Annotated in this window: 12 protein-coding genes and 2 pseudogenes; 9 read left to right on the top strand and 5 right to left on the bottom strand. The window is 72.2% G+C overall.

Annotated elements, in window-relative coordinates:
* Positions 1-9 precede the first annotated feature (9 nt).
* The 4 genes from AB0N14_RS09060 to AB0N14_RS09045 form a co-directional block, all read right to left on the bottom strand.
* Entirely contained in the window at positions 10-1,008 is a 999-nt protein-coding gene (locus AB0N14_RS09060; protein ID WP_366025019.1) for a Gfo/Idh/MocA family oxidoreductase, read from the bottom strand.
* A 3-nt stretch (positions 1,009-1,011) separates the two neighbouring features.
* Complete coding sequence (locus AB0N14_RS09055; protein ID WP_366025018.1) at positions 1,012-2,031, bottom strand: Gfo/Idh/MocA family oxidoreductase; 1,020 nt, start codon at positions 2,029-2,031, stop codon at positions 1,012-1,014.
* A 62-nt stretch (positions 2,032-2,093) separates the two neighbouring features.
* On the bottom strand, positions 2,094-2,855 hold the full coding sequence (locus AB0N14_RS09050; protein ID WP_366025017.1) for an SDR family oxidoreductase: 762 nt from the start codon (positions 2,853-2,855) through the stop codon (positions 2,094-2,096).
* 12 nt (positions 2,856-2,867) lie between these two features.
* Positions 2,868-4,031: a phytanoyl-CoA dioxygenase family protein gene (locus tag AB0N14_RS09045; RefSeq protein ID WP_366025016.1), complete on the bottom strand. Its 1,164-nt coding sequence runs from the start codon at positions 4,029-4,031 to the stop codon at positions 2,868-2,870.
* Positions 4,032-4,160: 129 nt separating this feature from the next.
* On the opposite strand from AB0N14_RS09045, the gene AB0N14_RS09040 reads away from it, so the two are divergent.
* Both AB0N14_RS09040 and AB0N14_RS09035 read left to right on the top strand, forming a co-directional pair.
* Complete coding sequence (locus AB0N14_RS09040; protein ID WP_366025015.1) at positions 4,161-5,198, top strand: LacI family DNA-binding transcriptional regulator; 1,038 nt, start codon at positions 4,161-4,163, stop codon at positions 5,196-5,198.
* A 163-nt stretch (positions 5,199-5,361) separates the two neighbouring features.
* Positions 5,362-5,790 carry a hypothetical protein gene (locus AB0N14_RS09035; RefSeq protein ID WP_366025014.1) on the top strand — a complete coding sequence of 143 codons (429 nt, stop codon included), beginning with the start codon at positions 5,362-5,364 and terminating at the stop codon, positions 5,788-5,790.
* A 197-nt stretch (positions 5,791-5,987) separates the two neighbouring features.
* On the opposite strand, the gene AB0N14_RS09030 is transcribed toward AB0N14_RS09035, so the two are convergent.
* Complete coding sequence (locus AB0N14_RS09030) at positions 5,988-8,453, bottom strand: helix-turn-helix domain-containing protein (protein ID WP_366025013.1); 2,466 nt, start codon at positions 8,451-8,453, stop codon at positions 5,988-5,990.
* 181 nt (positions 8,454-8,634) lie between these two features.
* Between AB0N14_RS09030 and AB0N14_RS09025 the strand changes: the two genes are divergently transcribed.
* The 7 genes and pseudogenes from AB0N14_RS09025 (at position 8,635) to AB0N14_RS08995 (ending at position 14,362) form a co-directional block, all read left to right on the top strand.
* The gene (locus tag AB0N14_RS09025) at positions 8,635-9,090 is read left to right on the top strand and encodes a carboxymuconolactone decarboxylase family protein (protein WP_263233864.1); all 456 of its coding nucleotides are present in this window, start codon (positions 8,635-8,637) and stop codon (positions 9,088-9,090) included.
* A 176-nt stretch (positions 9,091-9,266) separates the two neighbouring features.
* Complete coding sequence (locus tag AB0N14_RS09020; RefSeq protein ID WP_366025148.1) at positions 9,267-9,662, top strand: DUF1801 domain-containing protein; 396 nt, start codon at positions 9,267-9,269, stop codon at positions 9,660-9,662.
* 98 nt (positions 9,663-9,760) lie between these two features.
* The gene (locus AB0N14_RS09015; protein WP_366025012.1) at positions 9,761-10,648 is read left to right on the top strand and encodes an oxygenase MpaB family protein; all 888 of its coding nucleotides are present in this window, start codon (positions 9,761-9,763) and stop codon (positions 10,646-10,648) included.
* A gap of 58 nt (positions 10,649-10,706) precedes the next feature.
* Positions 10,707-12,317: an NAD(P)/FAD-dependent oxidoreductase gene (locus tag AB0N14_RS09010; RefSeq protein ID WP_366025011.1), complete on the top strand. Its 1,611-nt coding sequence runs from the start codon at positions 10,707-10,709 to the stop codon at positions 12,315-12,317.
* Positions 12,203-12,487: pseudogene (locus tag AB0N14_RS09005) on the top strand (TetR/AcrR family transcriptional regulator); the annotation flags it as partial. The gene AB0N14_RS09010 and the pseudogene AB0N14_RS09005, both read left to right, overlap by 115 nt.
* A gap of 16 nt (positions 12,488-12,503) precedes the next feature.
* A pseudogene (locus tag AB0N14_RS09000) lies at positions 12,504-12,809 on the top strand (acyl-CoA synthetase); the annotation flags it as partial.
* 56 nt (positions 12,810-12,865) lie between these two features.
* Positions 12,866-14,362, top strand: a complete 1,497-nt coding sequence (locus tag AB0N14_RS08995; RefSeq protein ID WP_366025147.1) for an acyl-CoA synthetase — start codon at positions 12,866-12,868, stop codon at positions 14,360-14,362.
* Positions 14,363-14,380: the final 18 nt, after the last annotated feature.

The following is a 14,380-nucleotide window of genomic DNA, read 5'->3' as shown; positions in this document are numbered from 1 at the left end:
CCGGGCGCGTCAGCTGCGCGGCCGGGGCGTGAACCCGGCCTTGTCGTAGGCGGTGTCGATGAGCCGCATCGTCGCCAGCGCGTCGTCCGCGCCCAGGGGCAGCGGCTGCCCGCCCCGCACCCGGGCCGCGAACGCCTCGAGCTGGTAGGTGTACGAGGACCTGCGGCCCAGCTCCTCCGTCCGTTCGCCGCTGTCCGTGCGCACCACGACCCGGTCGTCCTGGCGAGGCAGCACGAAGTCGAGCGCCGTGGCCTCGCCCCGGGTGCCGACCAGCCGGCACGTCGCCTGCCAGGTGCCGTGCACCATGGAACAGCGCGCGGTTCCGGTGGCGCCGCCGGGGAAGACCAGCTCCGCGTCCAGCCAGGCGTCGACGCCCGGCGCCTGCGGCCGTTCCCCACCGCACGCCGAGACCACCTCGGGGGCGCCGCCGGCCCACGGGGCGAGCATCCGCTGGGCGTGCAGGGCGTAGCAGCCCAGGTCCATCACGGCGCCGCCGGCCAGCGCGAGTGACCAGCGCACGTCGTCGTCCGGTGGCGGGGGCATGGCCACCACGGTCTCCACGTGCCGCAGTTCGCCGAGTTCCCCGGAGGCGAGCAGTTCGTGCAGCCGCCGGGTGACCGGGTGGAAGAGGTAGTGGAAGCCCTCCATGAACACCGTGCCGCCCAGCGCCGCCGCGTCGCGTACCTCGGCCGCCTCCTCGGCGTTGCTCGCGGACGGCTTCTCGGTCAGCACATGCTTGCCCGCCTTCAGCGCCGCCAGGTTCCAGGGGCCGTGCAGGCCGTTGGCGAGCGGGTTGTAGACGACGTCGACCTCGGGGTCGGCGACGAGATCGGCGTACGAGCCGACGACCCGCTCCACGCCGTGGGCGTAGGCGAACGCCTGCGCCCGGTCCCGGTCACGGGCGGCCACCGCGACCAGGCGGTGGCCGCCCGCGCGGGCCGGGGCCACGAGCGCGATGTCGGTGATGCGGGCCGCACCCAGCAGGCCGATGCGCAGCGGTTCGCTCATGCCTCACTTCACCTCGTCCATGCCGTGGCGCACCTCGTCCATCCGCACCGGCCGGTGCTGCGCCAGCGACAGCGTGCAGGCTTCGGCGATCCAGCTCGCCTCGATGGCGTCGGCCACCGTACACGGTGAGGGCCTCCCGCCCGCCACCATCTCGGTGAACGCGGCGAGTTCGGCGCGGTAGGCGTCCGCGAAGCGGTCCATGAAGAAGTGGTGCGGGGCACCGGCCGGGAAGGTGGCGCCCGGTTCCACGGACCGCAGCGGCAGCTTCTCCTCCAGGCCCACGGCGATGCTGTCCTTCATGCCGTGCAGCTCCAGACGTACGTCGTAGCCGCGCGCGTTGTGCCGGGAGTTGGAGATCACCGCCAGGGTGCCGTCGCCCAGGGTGAGGAGCGCGGAAGCGGTGTCGACGTCGCCCGCGGCCGCGATGTACGCGGCACCGCGGTTGCCGCCGGCCGCGTACACCTCGGTGACCTCCCGCCCGGTCACCCAGCGCACGATGTCGAAGTCGTGCACGGAGCAGTCGCGGAAGATGCCCCCGGAGACCGCGATGTACGCCTCCGGCGGCGGCGCCGGGTCCAGGGTGGTGGAGCGCACGGTGTGCAGCGCGCCGAGTTCACCGGCGAGGACCGCCTCGCGCGCGGCGACACAGCCCGCGTCGAAGCGCCGGTTGTACCCGATCTGCACCTCGACGCCGCTGTCCCGCACCGCGCGCAGTACGGTCAGGCTCTCCTCGACGGTCTTCGCCACCGGCTTCTCGCAGAAGACGGGGATGCCCGCCTCGACGGCGGCGAGGATCAGCGCCGGGTGGGCGTCCGTGGCGGCGGCGATCACTACGCCGTCGACCCCGGCGGCGAACAGCGCCTCGGGGGAGTCGACCGCCCTCGCCCCGAAACGCTCCGCCGCCGAGGCGGTGGCCGCGGCCACGGGGTCGGTGACCACCAGGGAGTCCACCGCGTCCAGTGCGGCGAGGGTGGCGGCGTGGAAGGCGCCGATCCGGCCGAGGCCCAGGATGCCGATACGCATGGGAAGTTGCTCCAATGAACGATGTGCGACAGCTGACGGGGTGAGGGGTGAGGGGTGAGGATTCAGTCGAGTCCGCCGAAGACGATCTGGTCCCAGTCGATCAGCGAACCGGTCACCACGCCGCTGCGGTCGGAGAGCAGGAAGACGACGAAGTCGGCGATCTCGTCGACCTGCCCGATCTTGCGCATCGGCACGGCCTCGGCCGCCTTCTCACGCCAGTCGTCCCCGGCGCCGTGGAAGGCGCGCTGGATCGCGTCCTCGCCCTCGGTGTCCGTCCAGCCGATGTTCACTCCGTTGATCCGGACGCGGTCCCAGCGGTGCGCGTGCGCGGCGTTGCGGGTGAGCCCCATCAGACCGGACTTGGCGGCGACGTACGGGGCGAGGAACGGCTGCCCGCCGTGGGCCGAGGAAGTGATGATGTTGACGATGGTGCCGGGCGCCCCGCGGTCCACCATGTTCCGCACGGCCGCCTGCATCGCGAAGAACGGCGCCCGCAGATTGATCGCGACGTGCGCGTCGAAGAGTTCCGGCGTGGTGTCCAGCAGCGAACCGCGTGAGGTCAGCCCGGCCGCGTTCACCAGGCAGTCGATCCTGCCGTACAGGTCCACGACCTGTTCCACGCTGCCGCGCGCCTCGGCCGGATCCGCGAGGTCCGCCCGTACGAAGACGGCGCCGGTCTCCTTCGCGAACGCCTCGCCGGCGTCGGCCCTGCGCCCGGTGAAGACGACGCGCGCCCCTTCACGCAGGGCCGCCCGGACGATACCGGCGCCGACACCCTGGCTCCCGCCGTTGACGAGGACGACCTTGTCCAGAAGCAGTTCCATGTGATGCCCTTCTCAGATCCGGCGGCGCTCGGCGCCCGCCCGCAGTTCCTGCCGCAGCCGCTCCGGGCTCCAGTCCTCGGCCACGGCCCGCCACACGGTGTCCGCCTGCGAGGGCGGTGCCAGCCCGTCGACCGGCGGGTCCAGATCCAGGTTGGTGGGGAAGGGATAGCCCTCGGCGCAGGCGGCGACCACCCGGCGCAGCCAGTCCTCGTCGGCGCCCTCGGCCTTGCGCCTCAGCAGCACCGGATAGACCGCGTTCGACACCGCCTCGCGGTCGACGGTCTCCATGGCGCGGCCGAAGGCGGAGGAGATCTGCAGCAGGTTCGCCATTCGCCGGATGTCCGCGGACCTGTTGTGCCCGGCTGCGTGGAAGAGCGCGGGATTGAAGAAGACCGCGTCGCCCTTCCGAAGGGGCAGTTGGACGTGGTGCTCCTCGAAGTACGCGACGAACTCCGGCCGCCGCCAGGCCAGATAGCCGGGCTCGTACTTCTGCGAGTGCGGCAGGTACAGCGTGGGTCCCGACTCCACGGGCATGTCGCAGTGCGCCACCGCTCCCTGCAGGGTCAGCACGGGGGAGAGCCGGTGGACGTGGGCCGGGTAGCGGGCCGCCTGCTCCTGGCGCAGGAACCCGAGGTGGTAATCGCGGTGCACGCTCTGCGCCGCGCCGCCCGGGTTGACCTGGTTGATCTGCGAGGTGATCTGGTAGCCGGGGCCGAGCCAGGCCTCGGCGATCAGCGCCAGCATGTCGTTGCCGTAGTAGTCGGCGAACGTCACCGGATCGTGCGCGGCCATCTTGTCGAGCGCGTTCCACACCCGGTCGTTGGCGCCGGGTTTGGCGAAGTGGTCACCGCGGGCGGTGCCGGCCGCGCGCTCCCGCTCGATCAACGCGGTGAAGACGGCGCTCGCACGGTCCACCACATCCAGGTCGGGGAACGCGCGCTTGAGCACCACGATCCCGGGCCCGTCCAACAGGGCCCGCACCCACTCCGTCCGTACCTGCTCCGGCCCGGCGCCCCGCAGCCGGTCGCTGTCGTACAGGAGGACGTTCTGCTCGACCCCGTCGGCGAGCGGGTATTCCGCCGGATCGGTGCGCCCGTCGACCAGGGAGCGGAAGGCGTCGAGGTCGCAGTCCTCCTCGCGTAGCCAGGTCCCGGGTCCCGCGGTGGTGAGAGACATCGCGGAGTCCTTTCGCAGTGCCGTCGTTTCCGCCAGTCTTGTGAACCCGGACCCTTCAATCAACAATCAGGAGACCATCAAAAAACCATCATCACGGGCCATCACCCTCCTCCACTTCCGGGAACAGCCATGGGACACCCGTACACGATCCGCGAGATCGCCCGTCAGGCCGGACTGAGCCAGGCCACCGTGGACCGCGTCCTCAACCATCGGGGCGGAGTACGGGAGAGCACGGCGCGCGAGGTGCACCAGGCGATCAGGGACCTGGACCGGCAGCGGACGCAGGTCCGCATCGGCGGCCGCACCTTCATGATCGACATAGTGATGCAGACCCCGGCCCGGTTCTCCACCGCGGTGCGCGACGCCCTCGAGGCCGAACTGCCCTCCCTGCACCCGGCGGTCGTCCGCTCCCGCTTCCACTTCCGCGAGACCTGCCCGCCCGCGGAGCTCGTCCGCGTTCTCGACCGGATCGCCCGGCGCGGCACCCAGGGCGTGATCCTCAAGGCCCCGGACCTGCCCGAGATCACCGACGCCGTCGGCCGGCTGGTGGCGGCCGGGATCCCCGTGGTCACCCTGGTGACGGACCTGCCCGGCAGTGCACGCCTCGCCTATGTCGGCATCGACAACCGCGCCGCGGGAGCCACCGCCGCGTACCTCCTCGACCAGTGGCTGGGGAACCGCCGGGGCCAGGTGCTGGTCACCATCAGCCGGGGCTTCTTCCGCGGCGAGGAGGAACGCGAGATGGGCTTCCGCGGCGCGCTCCGGATGACCTGCCCCGACCGCACCGTGGTCGAGGTCACCGACAGCGACGGCCTGGACGCCACCCAGCGCGACCTGGTCCTGGCCGCGCTGGAACAGGACCCGGACATCAACGCCGTCTACTCCATCGGCGGTGGCAACGCGGCGACCGTGGAAGCCTTCGCGACACTCGGCCGCGCCCCGGCCGTCTTCATCGCGCACGACCTCGACCACGACAACACCCGCCTGCTGCGGGAACACCGTATCTCCGCCGTCCTCCACCACGACCTGCGCCAGGACATGCGCCACGCCTGCCAGACGGTCATGCGGGCGCACGGCGCGCTCCCCGAGGAAGGGCCCCGTCTTCCCTCGCCGATCCAGGTGGTCACGCCGTTCAACCTGCCGCCCGGGGTGGTGACGGAGGGGTGATCGGGCCGGGCAAACCTCAGAACTGGCATCCGGCACCATAACTCTCAAAGATCACGTAACATCCAGATCGGAATTCGATCAACTGTCGCAGTCACCCGCCCAGTTGGAGAACTCCTCCACACCTCGACCAAGGGTGACCGCGCAAGGGGGAAGGAAGAAACCGATGAAGTCATCCGGTCTCCGGCGACGCCTCGCCGGGACGGCGGCCACCGCTGTCATGGTCGGTGCGGGCGTCCTGGCGGGCGCACCTTCGGCGGCGGCGAAGGCCAACCTGCTGGCCATCGACAAGGTGTCGTTCCACGCCCCGGGCCTGCAGGTGAAGGTCACCTACTCCTGCGACCCCGGCATGGACCACGAGCTCGTGGCCAACGCGACGGCGCTCGGCCGGGGCACCCACGACGAGTCGATCGCCGCGGGGACCATCAAGAAGGACAAGCTCGTCTGCGACTACGACAGCCACATCGCGCAGGTCACACTGCGCCCGGCCGTGGGTTCACACTTCGCAAAGGGAGACAAGGTGCAGGTCGCCGTCTTCTACTTCGACACTGACGGGTTCAGCTACGCCCGCCAGGAGACCGTCGCCGTTCTGTGACGCGGCACTCGCCCCGGCAGGCGGCACACGGGCGCTCGGGAGACCGACCGGCCCGTCGCCCGCCGGGGCGGTGCGCACGGCCGGAGGCTGCTCGGCAGGACAACAGCGCCGAGCGCAGATCCTTGCCGGTCGGTGGATTCTTGCGACCACGGCACCAGACCACGCGACCTCATCGGGCGCTCATAGTGCAAGGACCCCTAAGCCCCGGGGCCGAACTCCCGCAGGACGGCCTGCGCCGCCGCACGGTGCTCGGCGGCCTCCGCCGGATCCGTCCGGTCGAGCACGGTCGCGATGCCTTCGTGGGCCAGCACCTCCTCGTGCCGGTTTCCCAGCCTCGGGGCCAGCTCCAGCGCCTGCCGGTGCAGCCGTAGGGCCTCCTGGGTCAGTCCCGCGAGCCGGCAGGTCTCGGCATAGCCGTTGAGGAAATGGATCTTCCAGTGTTCCTCGAACAGCTCGTCGAGCAGCGCGAACGCCTCCCGGTGGCCGGCCAGTGCCTCCTCGTACCGGCCCATCTGCCGCAGCGCCACGCCCAGGCAGTTCAGGCACCACGCCTGATTGTGAAGGTGCCCGTCGTCGCGGGCCACCGCCAGCGCATGGCGCAGGTGCTCCGCCGCCTCGTCGGGCTCCTCGCGGGCGATGGCCACGCCGAGCGTGATCCTGGCCGTCAGAGCGGGCGGCCACGCGGGGTCGGTGTGGGGGATGCCCAGCACCTCCCGGGCCCGCTGCGCCGCCTCCTCACGGTGCCCCAGCTGCAGCATCGCCCAGGCCTCCGACGCGGCCGCGTCGGCCACGCCCGTCGGGCAACCGGCCTGCTCGTACAACTTCCCCGCCAGCCGGAACAGTTCGAGCGGCTCCTCGACGTGCCCCGCGTCCCAGGTCAGACAGCCGCGGCGCATGGCCAGTTCGGCCTCCGCCCGCGCGTCACCCGCCTCGGACAGCCGGAGTGCCGCCGCCCCGTACGCGGCGGCGGCCTCCGCCATCCGGCCCGCGTTGTAGCGCGCGAAGCCCAGATCGCTGTGCGCCTCGGCCAGTCGCAGCGGGTCGCCCAGGCGCTCGGCGGCGGCGAGCGAGCGCTCGAAGAGGACATTGAGATGCGTCGTGCCGCAGCGCCGCGCGAAGTAGGCCCGCAGGAAGCGCGGCAGCTCGCACACGTGCACGTCGGCCCCGACGGCGGCCGCCGTCTCGAAGGCGGCGATGACGTTTCCGTACTCGGTGACGAGCCAGGCGAAGGCCGCGTTCTTGTCCGGGAACCGTGGCAGCTCGGCCGGAGGCGGCCCAGCGGAGGCCGCTCGGCCGGGCGACACGAACGGCATGGCGGCGTCGGCGGCGGCCGCCGCGTGCACGTAGTAGCCGAGCACCCGGCCCAGTGCCCGCTCCCGCTCGTCCGCCGAGTCCTGTTCCGCCGCGGCCCGGCGCGCGTGCTGGTGCACCAGGTCGTGCAGCCGGTAGCGGCCCGCCGTCGGCTGCTGGACCAGGTGCGCGTCGAGCAGGTCCTCCAGCATCGCCTGCGCGCTGCGCAGCGGCACGTCCGCCAGGGCCGCCACCACGTACTCGTCGAAGGACTCCCCGGGCAGCAGGCCCAGCATCCGGAACAGGCGGGCCTGGGAACGGTTCAGCTGCCGCACCGACATGGCGAACGCCGCGCTGAACGCGGCGTCGAACTCGCTCACCCCCTGCGCCATCCGTTCGACGAGGATGCCCACGGTCCAGCCCGGGCGGTGCCGCAGTCGTGCCGCGGCCAGCCGCAGGGCCAGCGGCAGATGGCCGCACAGCCGCAGCACCTCGGCGGCGGACTCCGGATCGCGGGCGAGCCTGCCCTCGGGCCCGACGGGGTCGCCGCTGGCACGGGCCAGCAGCTCCGCGCTCTCCTGCGGGCTCAGCACGTCGAGCGAGACGGGGGGCACCTCGTCCAGGCCGAGGAGCCGGTTGCGGCTCGTGATCAGGGCGACGGAGGGGCCGGCGCCGGGCAGCAGCGGGCGGACCTGGTCGGCGTCGGCGGCGTTGTCGAGGACCACGACGACCCGTCGGCGGGCCAGTTCCGACCGCCAGCAGGCGGCCAGTTGCTCGATGCCCTCCTGCGGGACCTTCTCCGACGGGACGTCGAGCGCGCCGAGCAGCATCCGCAGCGCGGAGTCGGGGTCGAGCGGGGGCCGGCCCTCGGTGAACCCGTGCAGATCCACATAGAGTTGGGCGTCCGGGAAGCCGGCGGCGAGCCGGTGCGCGGCGTGCACCGCCAGACAGGTCTTGCCGACGCCCGCCATGCCGTCGACGGAGACCACCCGATGGCTGTCCACCGCGGCGAGCACGGCGGCGAGCCGGGCCTCCCGTCCGGTGAAGTCGGGCACGTCGCGCGGCAGATCGTTGCGGGTCAGCGGCCGGACCTGGCGGGTGCTCCTCGGGGGCGCCGGCAACGGGTTCGAGGTCCGTTCCCACAGGGGGCGCAGGGGCCGGGGGTCGCGCTTGACGAGGCGGCAGAGGGCGACCACCGCGGGCCAGGGCGGCACGGTCTGCCCGTTGAGGTAGCGCGACAGCGACGAGGAGCTGAGGCCGGTGTCCCGCGCGAGGGCCCTTACGCCGAGCCCGGACAGTTCCTGGAGCAGGCGCAGCCGGGCCGCCAGCTCCTCCTGTGGGTCGGCCTTCGCCGTATGTGCTTGCGCGTCCACCCGTTCCCCCCGTTTCCCGTCCCGCTCCGGCAGAAGTGTCCCGAGCCAAGTCACCGCTGGTCAAGGTCGTTTCAGCTGTCCCACGGTGTCCCATCGCCGTGGCCGGAGCAAGCCGGCCCGGCTGTCATGGAGTCACGCCCCGACGACAGCGGGGCACCGACAGAAAGAGGAGAACACTGAGATGCAGTCCCGTATGCAGAACCCCGCCGTCGTCCTGTCCGGTGCGATGCAGCCCATCCAGGAGATCCTCAAGGCCGTGCAGTCCGGTGGCGTGGACGGGCAGACGCTGGAGCTGGTGCATCTGCGGGTCAGCCAGATCAACGGATGCAGCGCCTGCGTCGTCGGCGGCGCCAAGACGGCCCGCAAGGCCGGAGTCAGCGACGAGCGGCTGGACGCGGTCGCCGCCTGGCGGGAGACCCCGTACTTCACCGAGGAGGAGCGGGCGGCACTCGCGCTGGCCGAGGCCGCGACGCGGCTGGCCGACCGTCCCGACGCGGTGAGCGACGAGGTGTGGGACACGGCCGCCACCTACTTCGACGAGAAGCAGCTGGCGGCGATCGTCCTGATGATCGGCGTCACCAACCTGTTCAACCGGCTCAACGCCACGACCCGCCAGATCGCCGGCGCGTGGGGATGACGCCCGCCGCCACCGGCCAGGACGAGCCGGCGAGCGATCTCAACACCGATACTGCATACATCCATGATCCGCACACCCGGAGGGAACCCGCTGTGAAGGACGCACAGAAGCCCGCCAAGAGCACCACCGCGGCCGACAGGACGTCCGAAAGATTCACGGACGAGGAGCGGGCCGCGATGAAGGAGCGCGCCCAGGAGCTGAAGGCGTCCGCGCGCCGCGGGTCCAAGGCCGCCAAGGCGGCGGAGGACGAGGCCGCCGTGCTCGCGAAGATCGCCGAGATGCAGGAGTCGGACCGGGTCACGGCCGAACGGATCCACGCCGTCGTCAAGGAGAGCGCGCCGGAGCTCGCCCCGAAGCTCTGGTACGGGATGCCCGCGTACGCCCTGGACGGCAAGGTCGTCTGCTTCTTCCAGAGCGCGGAGAAGTTCAAGTCCCGCTATGCGACGTTCGGCTTCAGTGACAAGGCCAACCTCGACGACGGCACCATGTGGCCGGCCTCCTACGCCCTGAAGGAGCTGACCACCGCCGACGAGGCGAGGATCGGCGCGCTCGTGAAGCAGGCGGTGAACTGAGGCCTGGGGCCTGTCGTCCGGATCAGGGCGGCCGTGCTGACATGTCAGCACGGCAGGCCCGGTCGCCGAGCCGGCGTACCGCGGTGGACGGTGGGTTGATGGAGCCCGGCGGGCGAGGTCACACTGGCCGGGTGGACGCGGATCCGGGGTTCTACGGGCCCTCCTCGGTGACCTGGCAGATGCACGCCGACCCCATGATGTGGGTCGCCGGTATCCGCGCGCTCTACCTCCAGGCCCTGCATCCGCTCACCGTGCGCGGCGTCCTGCAGAACTCGGACTTCCGCCGCGACGCCTGGGGCCGGCTGATGCGCACCGCCAACTTCGTCGGGACGACCACGTACGGCACCACCGAGGCCGCCGAGCGGCTGGCGGCGCGGGTGCGGAAGATTCACGGCATGCTCGGCGCCACGGACCCCGACACGGGGGAGCGGTATTCCGTCGACGAGGCCGGGTTGCTGCTGTGGGTGCACTGCGCCGAGATCGACTCCTACCTCCACGTCCTGCGCCGCTCGGGGTTCCTGCTCACCGAGGCACAGGCTGACCGGTACCTCCGTGAGAACCGGGCCGCCGCCGCCCTCGTCGGACTCGACCCCGAGCAAGTCCCAGCGAGCCAGGCCGAGTTGGCCGCGTACTTCGAGAAGGTACGACCCGAACTCGCCGCCGGGCCCGAGGCCCGCGAGGTGGACGACTTCCTGCGGCGCCCGCCGATCCACCCGCTGCTGGTCCCGATGCGCGCCCTGCTGTGGCGGCGCGTGGCGAACCTGGCGTACGCCGCCCTGCCCCCGTGCGCCCACGAACTCTACGGCCGCCCCGCCCCGAGCCCCGCGGCGGTCACCCGGCGGCTGCGCCTGACCGGCACCCTGCTGCGCAGCATCCCGGCACGCGTGCGCTGGCAACTGCCCCCGAAGCACGTTCTGCGCGCCATGGCCCGGCTCGGCCCCGGCGCACGGCCCGCACCGGACAGGGTCGGCCGGCACGTCGGCTGATCCGGCGCCGTCCGGCCCGTCTCTGGCCGATCCGGATCTTCGCGTGCTACGAAGAAGCATGCCTGCACGCGAAGGACACGAGGGAAACCCGAGGCACGAGCGATACGACGCCGTGATCGTCGGCGGCGGCCACAACGGCCTCGTGGCCGCCGCCTATCTGGCCCGGGCCGGGCGATCCGTGCTCGTGCTGGAGCGGCTGGACCACACCGGCGGCGCCGCCGTGTCCACGCGCCCGTTCGCCGGGGTCGACGCGCGGCTGTCGCGCTACTCCTACCTGGTCAGCCTGCTGCCCCGGAAGATCGTGCGGGACCTGGGGCTGGACTTCCGCGTGCGGGCGCGCACCGTCTCGTCGTACACCCCCGTCGAGCGCCACGGGCGCCCCACCGGGCTGCTCGTCGGCGGTGGCGAGCGGCGCACCCGGGAGGCGTTCGCCCGGCTCACCGGCGCCGACCGTGAGTTCGAGGCCTGGCAGCGCTTCTACGGCATGACCGGGCGGGTGGCCCAGCGGGTGTTCCCGACGCTCACCGAGCCGCTGCCCACCCGTGACGACCTGCGCCGCCGCATCGACGACGAGGAGGCGTGGCGGGCCCTGTTCGAGGAGCCGATCGGCGCCGCGATCGAGGCCCGCTTCACCGACGACCTGGTCCGCGGAGTCGTCCTCACCGACGCGCTCATCGGCACCTTCGCCGACGCCCACGACACCTCCCTGAAGCAGAACCGCTGCTTCCTCTACCACGTCATCGGCGGCGGCACCGGCGCCTGGGACGTCCCCGTCGGCGGCATGGGCGCCCTCACCGACGCGCTCGCCACGGCCGCGCGCGCCGCCGGGGCGGTCGTCGCCACCGGGCGCGAGGCGGTACGGATCGACACCGACGGGCGCGCCGCCGAGGTCACGTTCAGGAGCGCGGACGGGGAGGGCACCGTCTTCGCCCGGCACGTCCTGGTGAACGCCTCCCCGCAGGAGCTGGCCCGGCTCACCGGCGACACCCCGCCGGCCCCGGCCGAGGGCGCCCAGCTGAAGGTGAACATGCTGCTCACCCGGCTGCCCGCGCTGCGCGACACCGGCGTCGACCCGCGCGAGGCGTTCTCCGGCACCTTCCACATCGCCGAGGGATACGAGCAACTGGCCACCGCCCACGCCCAGGCCGCCGCCGGTTCACTGCCCGCCGCGCCACCGTCCGAGATCTACTGCCACTCGCTCACCGACCCCACCATCCTCGGCCCCGACCTCGTCGAGCGCGGCTACCAGACCCTCACCCTCTTCGGCCTCCACACCCCCGCCCGGCTCTTCGAGGAGGACAACGACGCCGTACGCGAGGAGCTGCTGAAGACGACGCTGGCGCAACTGGACGCCCACCTCGCCGAGCCGGTCGAGAACTGCCTGGCCACCGACGCGGACGGGCGTCCCTGCATCGAGGCCAGGTCCCCGCTCGACCTGGAGCGCGACCTGCGGCTGCCGGGCGGCAACATCTTCCACCGCGAACTGGCCTGGCCGTACGCCCAGGAAGGCACGGGCCGCTGGGGCGTGGAGACCCGGCACGCGAACGTCCTGCTGTGCGGCGCGGGCGCGGTGCGCGGCGGCGGGGTGAGCGGCGTGCCCGGGCACAACGCGGCGATGGCGGTGCTGGAAGACCTGGGGGAGCCGCTGCCGGTCGGTGCACGGGCGTGACGGGATCCGGCCGCGGGGACGGCACTCCCACCTTCACCGAGCAGGCCCGGCGCCGCCAGCTCATCGAGTGCACCATCGACCTGGTCTCCACCCGGGGCTATCCGGCGACCTCGCTCTCCGCGATCGCCGAGGCGGCGGGGGTCTCGAAGGCCGCGGTGCTCTACCACTTCGGGTCCAAGGACAGCCATCTACCCCGCCGAGGTCGAGGCCGCGCTCCTCACCCACCCCGCCGTCGCCGACGCGGCCGCCTTCGGCATCCCGCACGACGACTGGGGCGAGGAGGTCAAGGCGGTCGTCGAACCCGCCGCAGGCCACGAGCCCGGCCCGGCACTCGCCACGGACTGCGCACGGCAACTCGCCGGCTACAAGCGGCCCAAGGGCGTCGACTTCGTCGCGACGATGCCCCGCGACCCCAACGGCAAGCTGTACAAACGACGACTGCGCGAACCGTACTGGGAAGGCGGTACCCGCTCCTTGTTTACGGCTGCTTGACCTGCCCCACGAGCCCGGCGAGGATCGCGCCAGGGCCGGACACGAAGGAGCGGGACATGACGGCGGGACGAAGCGTCACGGTCGACGGCACGTTGCGGCGCAGCGCCCGGCGCACCCCGGCGAGGGTGGCGATCCGCTACGGCGACCGGTCGTGGACCTACGCGGAACTCGACGACGCCGTCTCGCGCGCCGCCCGCGCCCTGCGGGAGGCAGGGCTCTCCCCAGGCGACCGGGTCGGCGCCCTGGGCCACAACTCCGACGCCTGTCTGATCGCCTTCCTGGCCTGCGCCCGCGCCGGACTGGTGCACGTACCGGTGAACCAGAACCTGACCGGCGACGACCTGGCGTACATCGTCGACCAGTCCGGCTGTTCCCTCGTCCTCGCGGACCCTGACCTCGCGGGGAATCTCCCGCAGGGCGTACGGCGGCTGCCGCTGCGTGACGCGGACGACTCGCTGCTCGCGCGGCTCGCCGCGACCGAGCGGTACGACGGCGAGGAACCGCGCGGGGAGGACCTGGTGCAACTGCTGTACACGTCCGGCACGACCGCGCTGCCCAAGGGCGCGATGATGACGCACCGCGCCCTGGTGCACGAGTACCTGAGCGCGATCACCGCCCTCGACCTGAGCGCGGGCGACCGGCCGGTGCACGCGCTGCCGCTCTACCACTCGGCGCAGATGCACGTCTTCCTGCTGCCCTACCTCGCCGTCGGCGCGGAGAACGTCATCCTGGACGCGCCCGACGGCGACCGGCTCTTCGACCTGGTCGAGGCGGGCCGCGCCGACAGCCTGTTCGCGCCGCCCACGGTCTGGATCGGACTGGCGAACCGCCCCGACTTCGCCACCCGCGACCTGAGCGGCCTGCGCAAGGCCTACTACGGCGCCTCGATCATGCCGGTGCCCGTCCTGGAGCGCCTCAAGGAGCGGCTGCCGAAGCTCGCGTTCTACAACTGCTTCGGGCAGAGCGAGATCGGCCCGCTCGCCATGGTGCTCGGGCCCCACGAGCACAAGGGACGCATGGACTCGTGCGGGCGTCCGGTGCTGTTCGTGGAGGCGAAGCTCGTCGACGAGTCCGGCGAGGACGTGCCCGACGGGGAGCAGGGAGAGATCGTCTACCGGTCACCGCAGCTGTGCGAGGGCTACTGGGAGAAGCCGGAGGAGACCGCCGAGGCGTTCCGCGACGGCTGGTTCCACTCCGGGGACCTCGCCGTGCGGGACACCGACGGGTACTTCACCATCGTCGACCGGGTGAAGGACGTCATCAACTCCGGCGGCGTACTGGTCGCTTCGCGGCAGGTCGAGGACGCCCTGTACACCCACGAGCGGGTCGCCGAGGCCGCGGTGATCGGGTTGCCGGACGAGCGGTGGATCGAGGCGGTCACCGCGGTCGTCGTACAGCGCGGCGAGGTGACCGAGGTCGAACTGATCGACCACGTGCGCGAGAAGTTGCCGCACTTCAAGGCGCCCAAGCGGGTGCTGTTCGTGGACGAGCTGCCGCGCAATGCGAGCGGGAAGATCCTGAAGCGGGAGCTGCGGGACCGGTTCGGCTCCTGAGACCGTCGGCAGCTCCCG

Origin of the sequence: Streptomyces sp. NPDC051104 (genome assembly GCF_040682835.1) — a bacterium.
Lineage (GTDB): Bacteria > Actinomycetota > Actinomycetes > Streptomycetales > Streptomycetaceae > Streptomyces > Streptomyces cynarae.
This window is presented reverse-complemented; position numbering and strand designations above follow the sequence as displayed.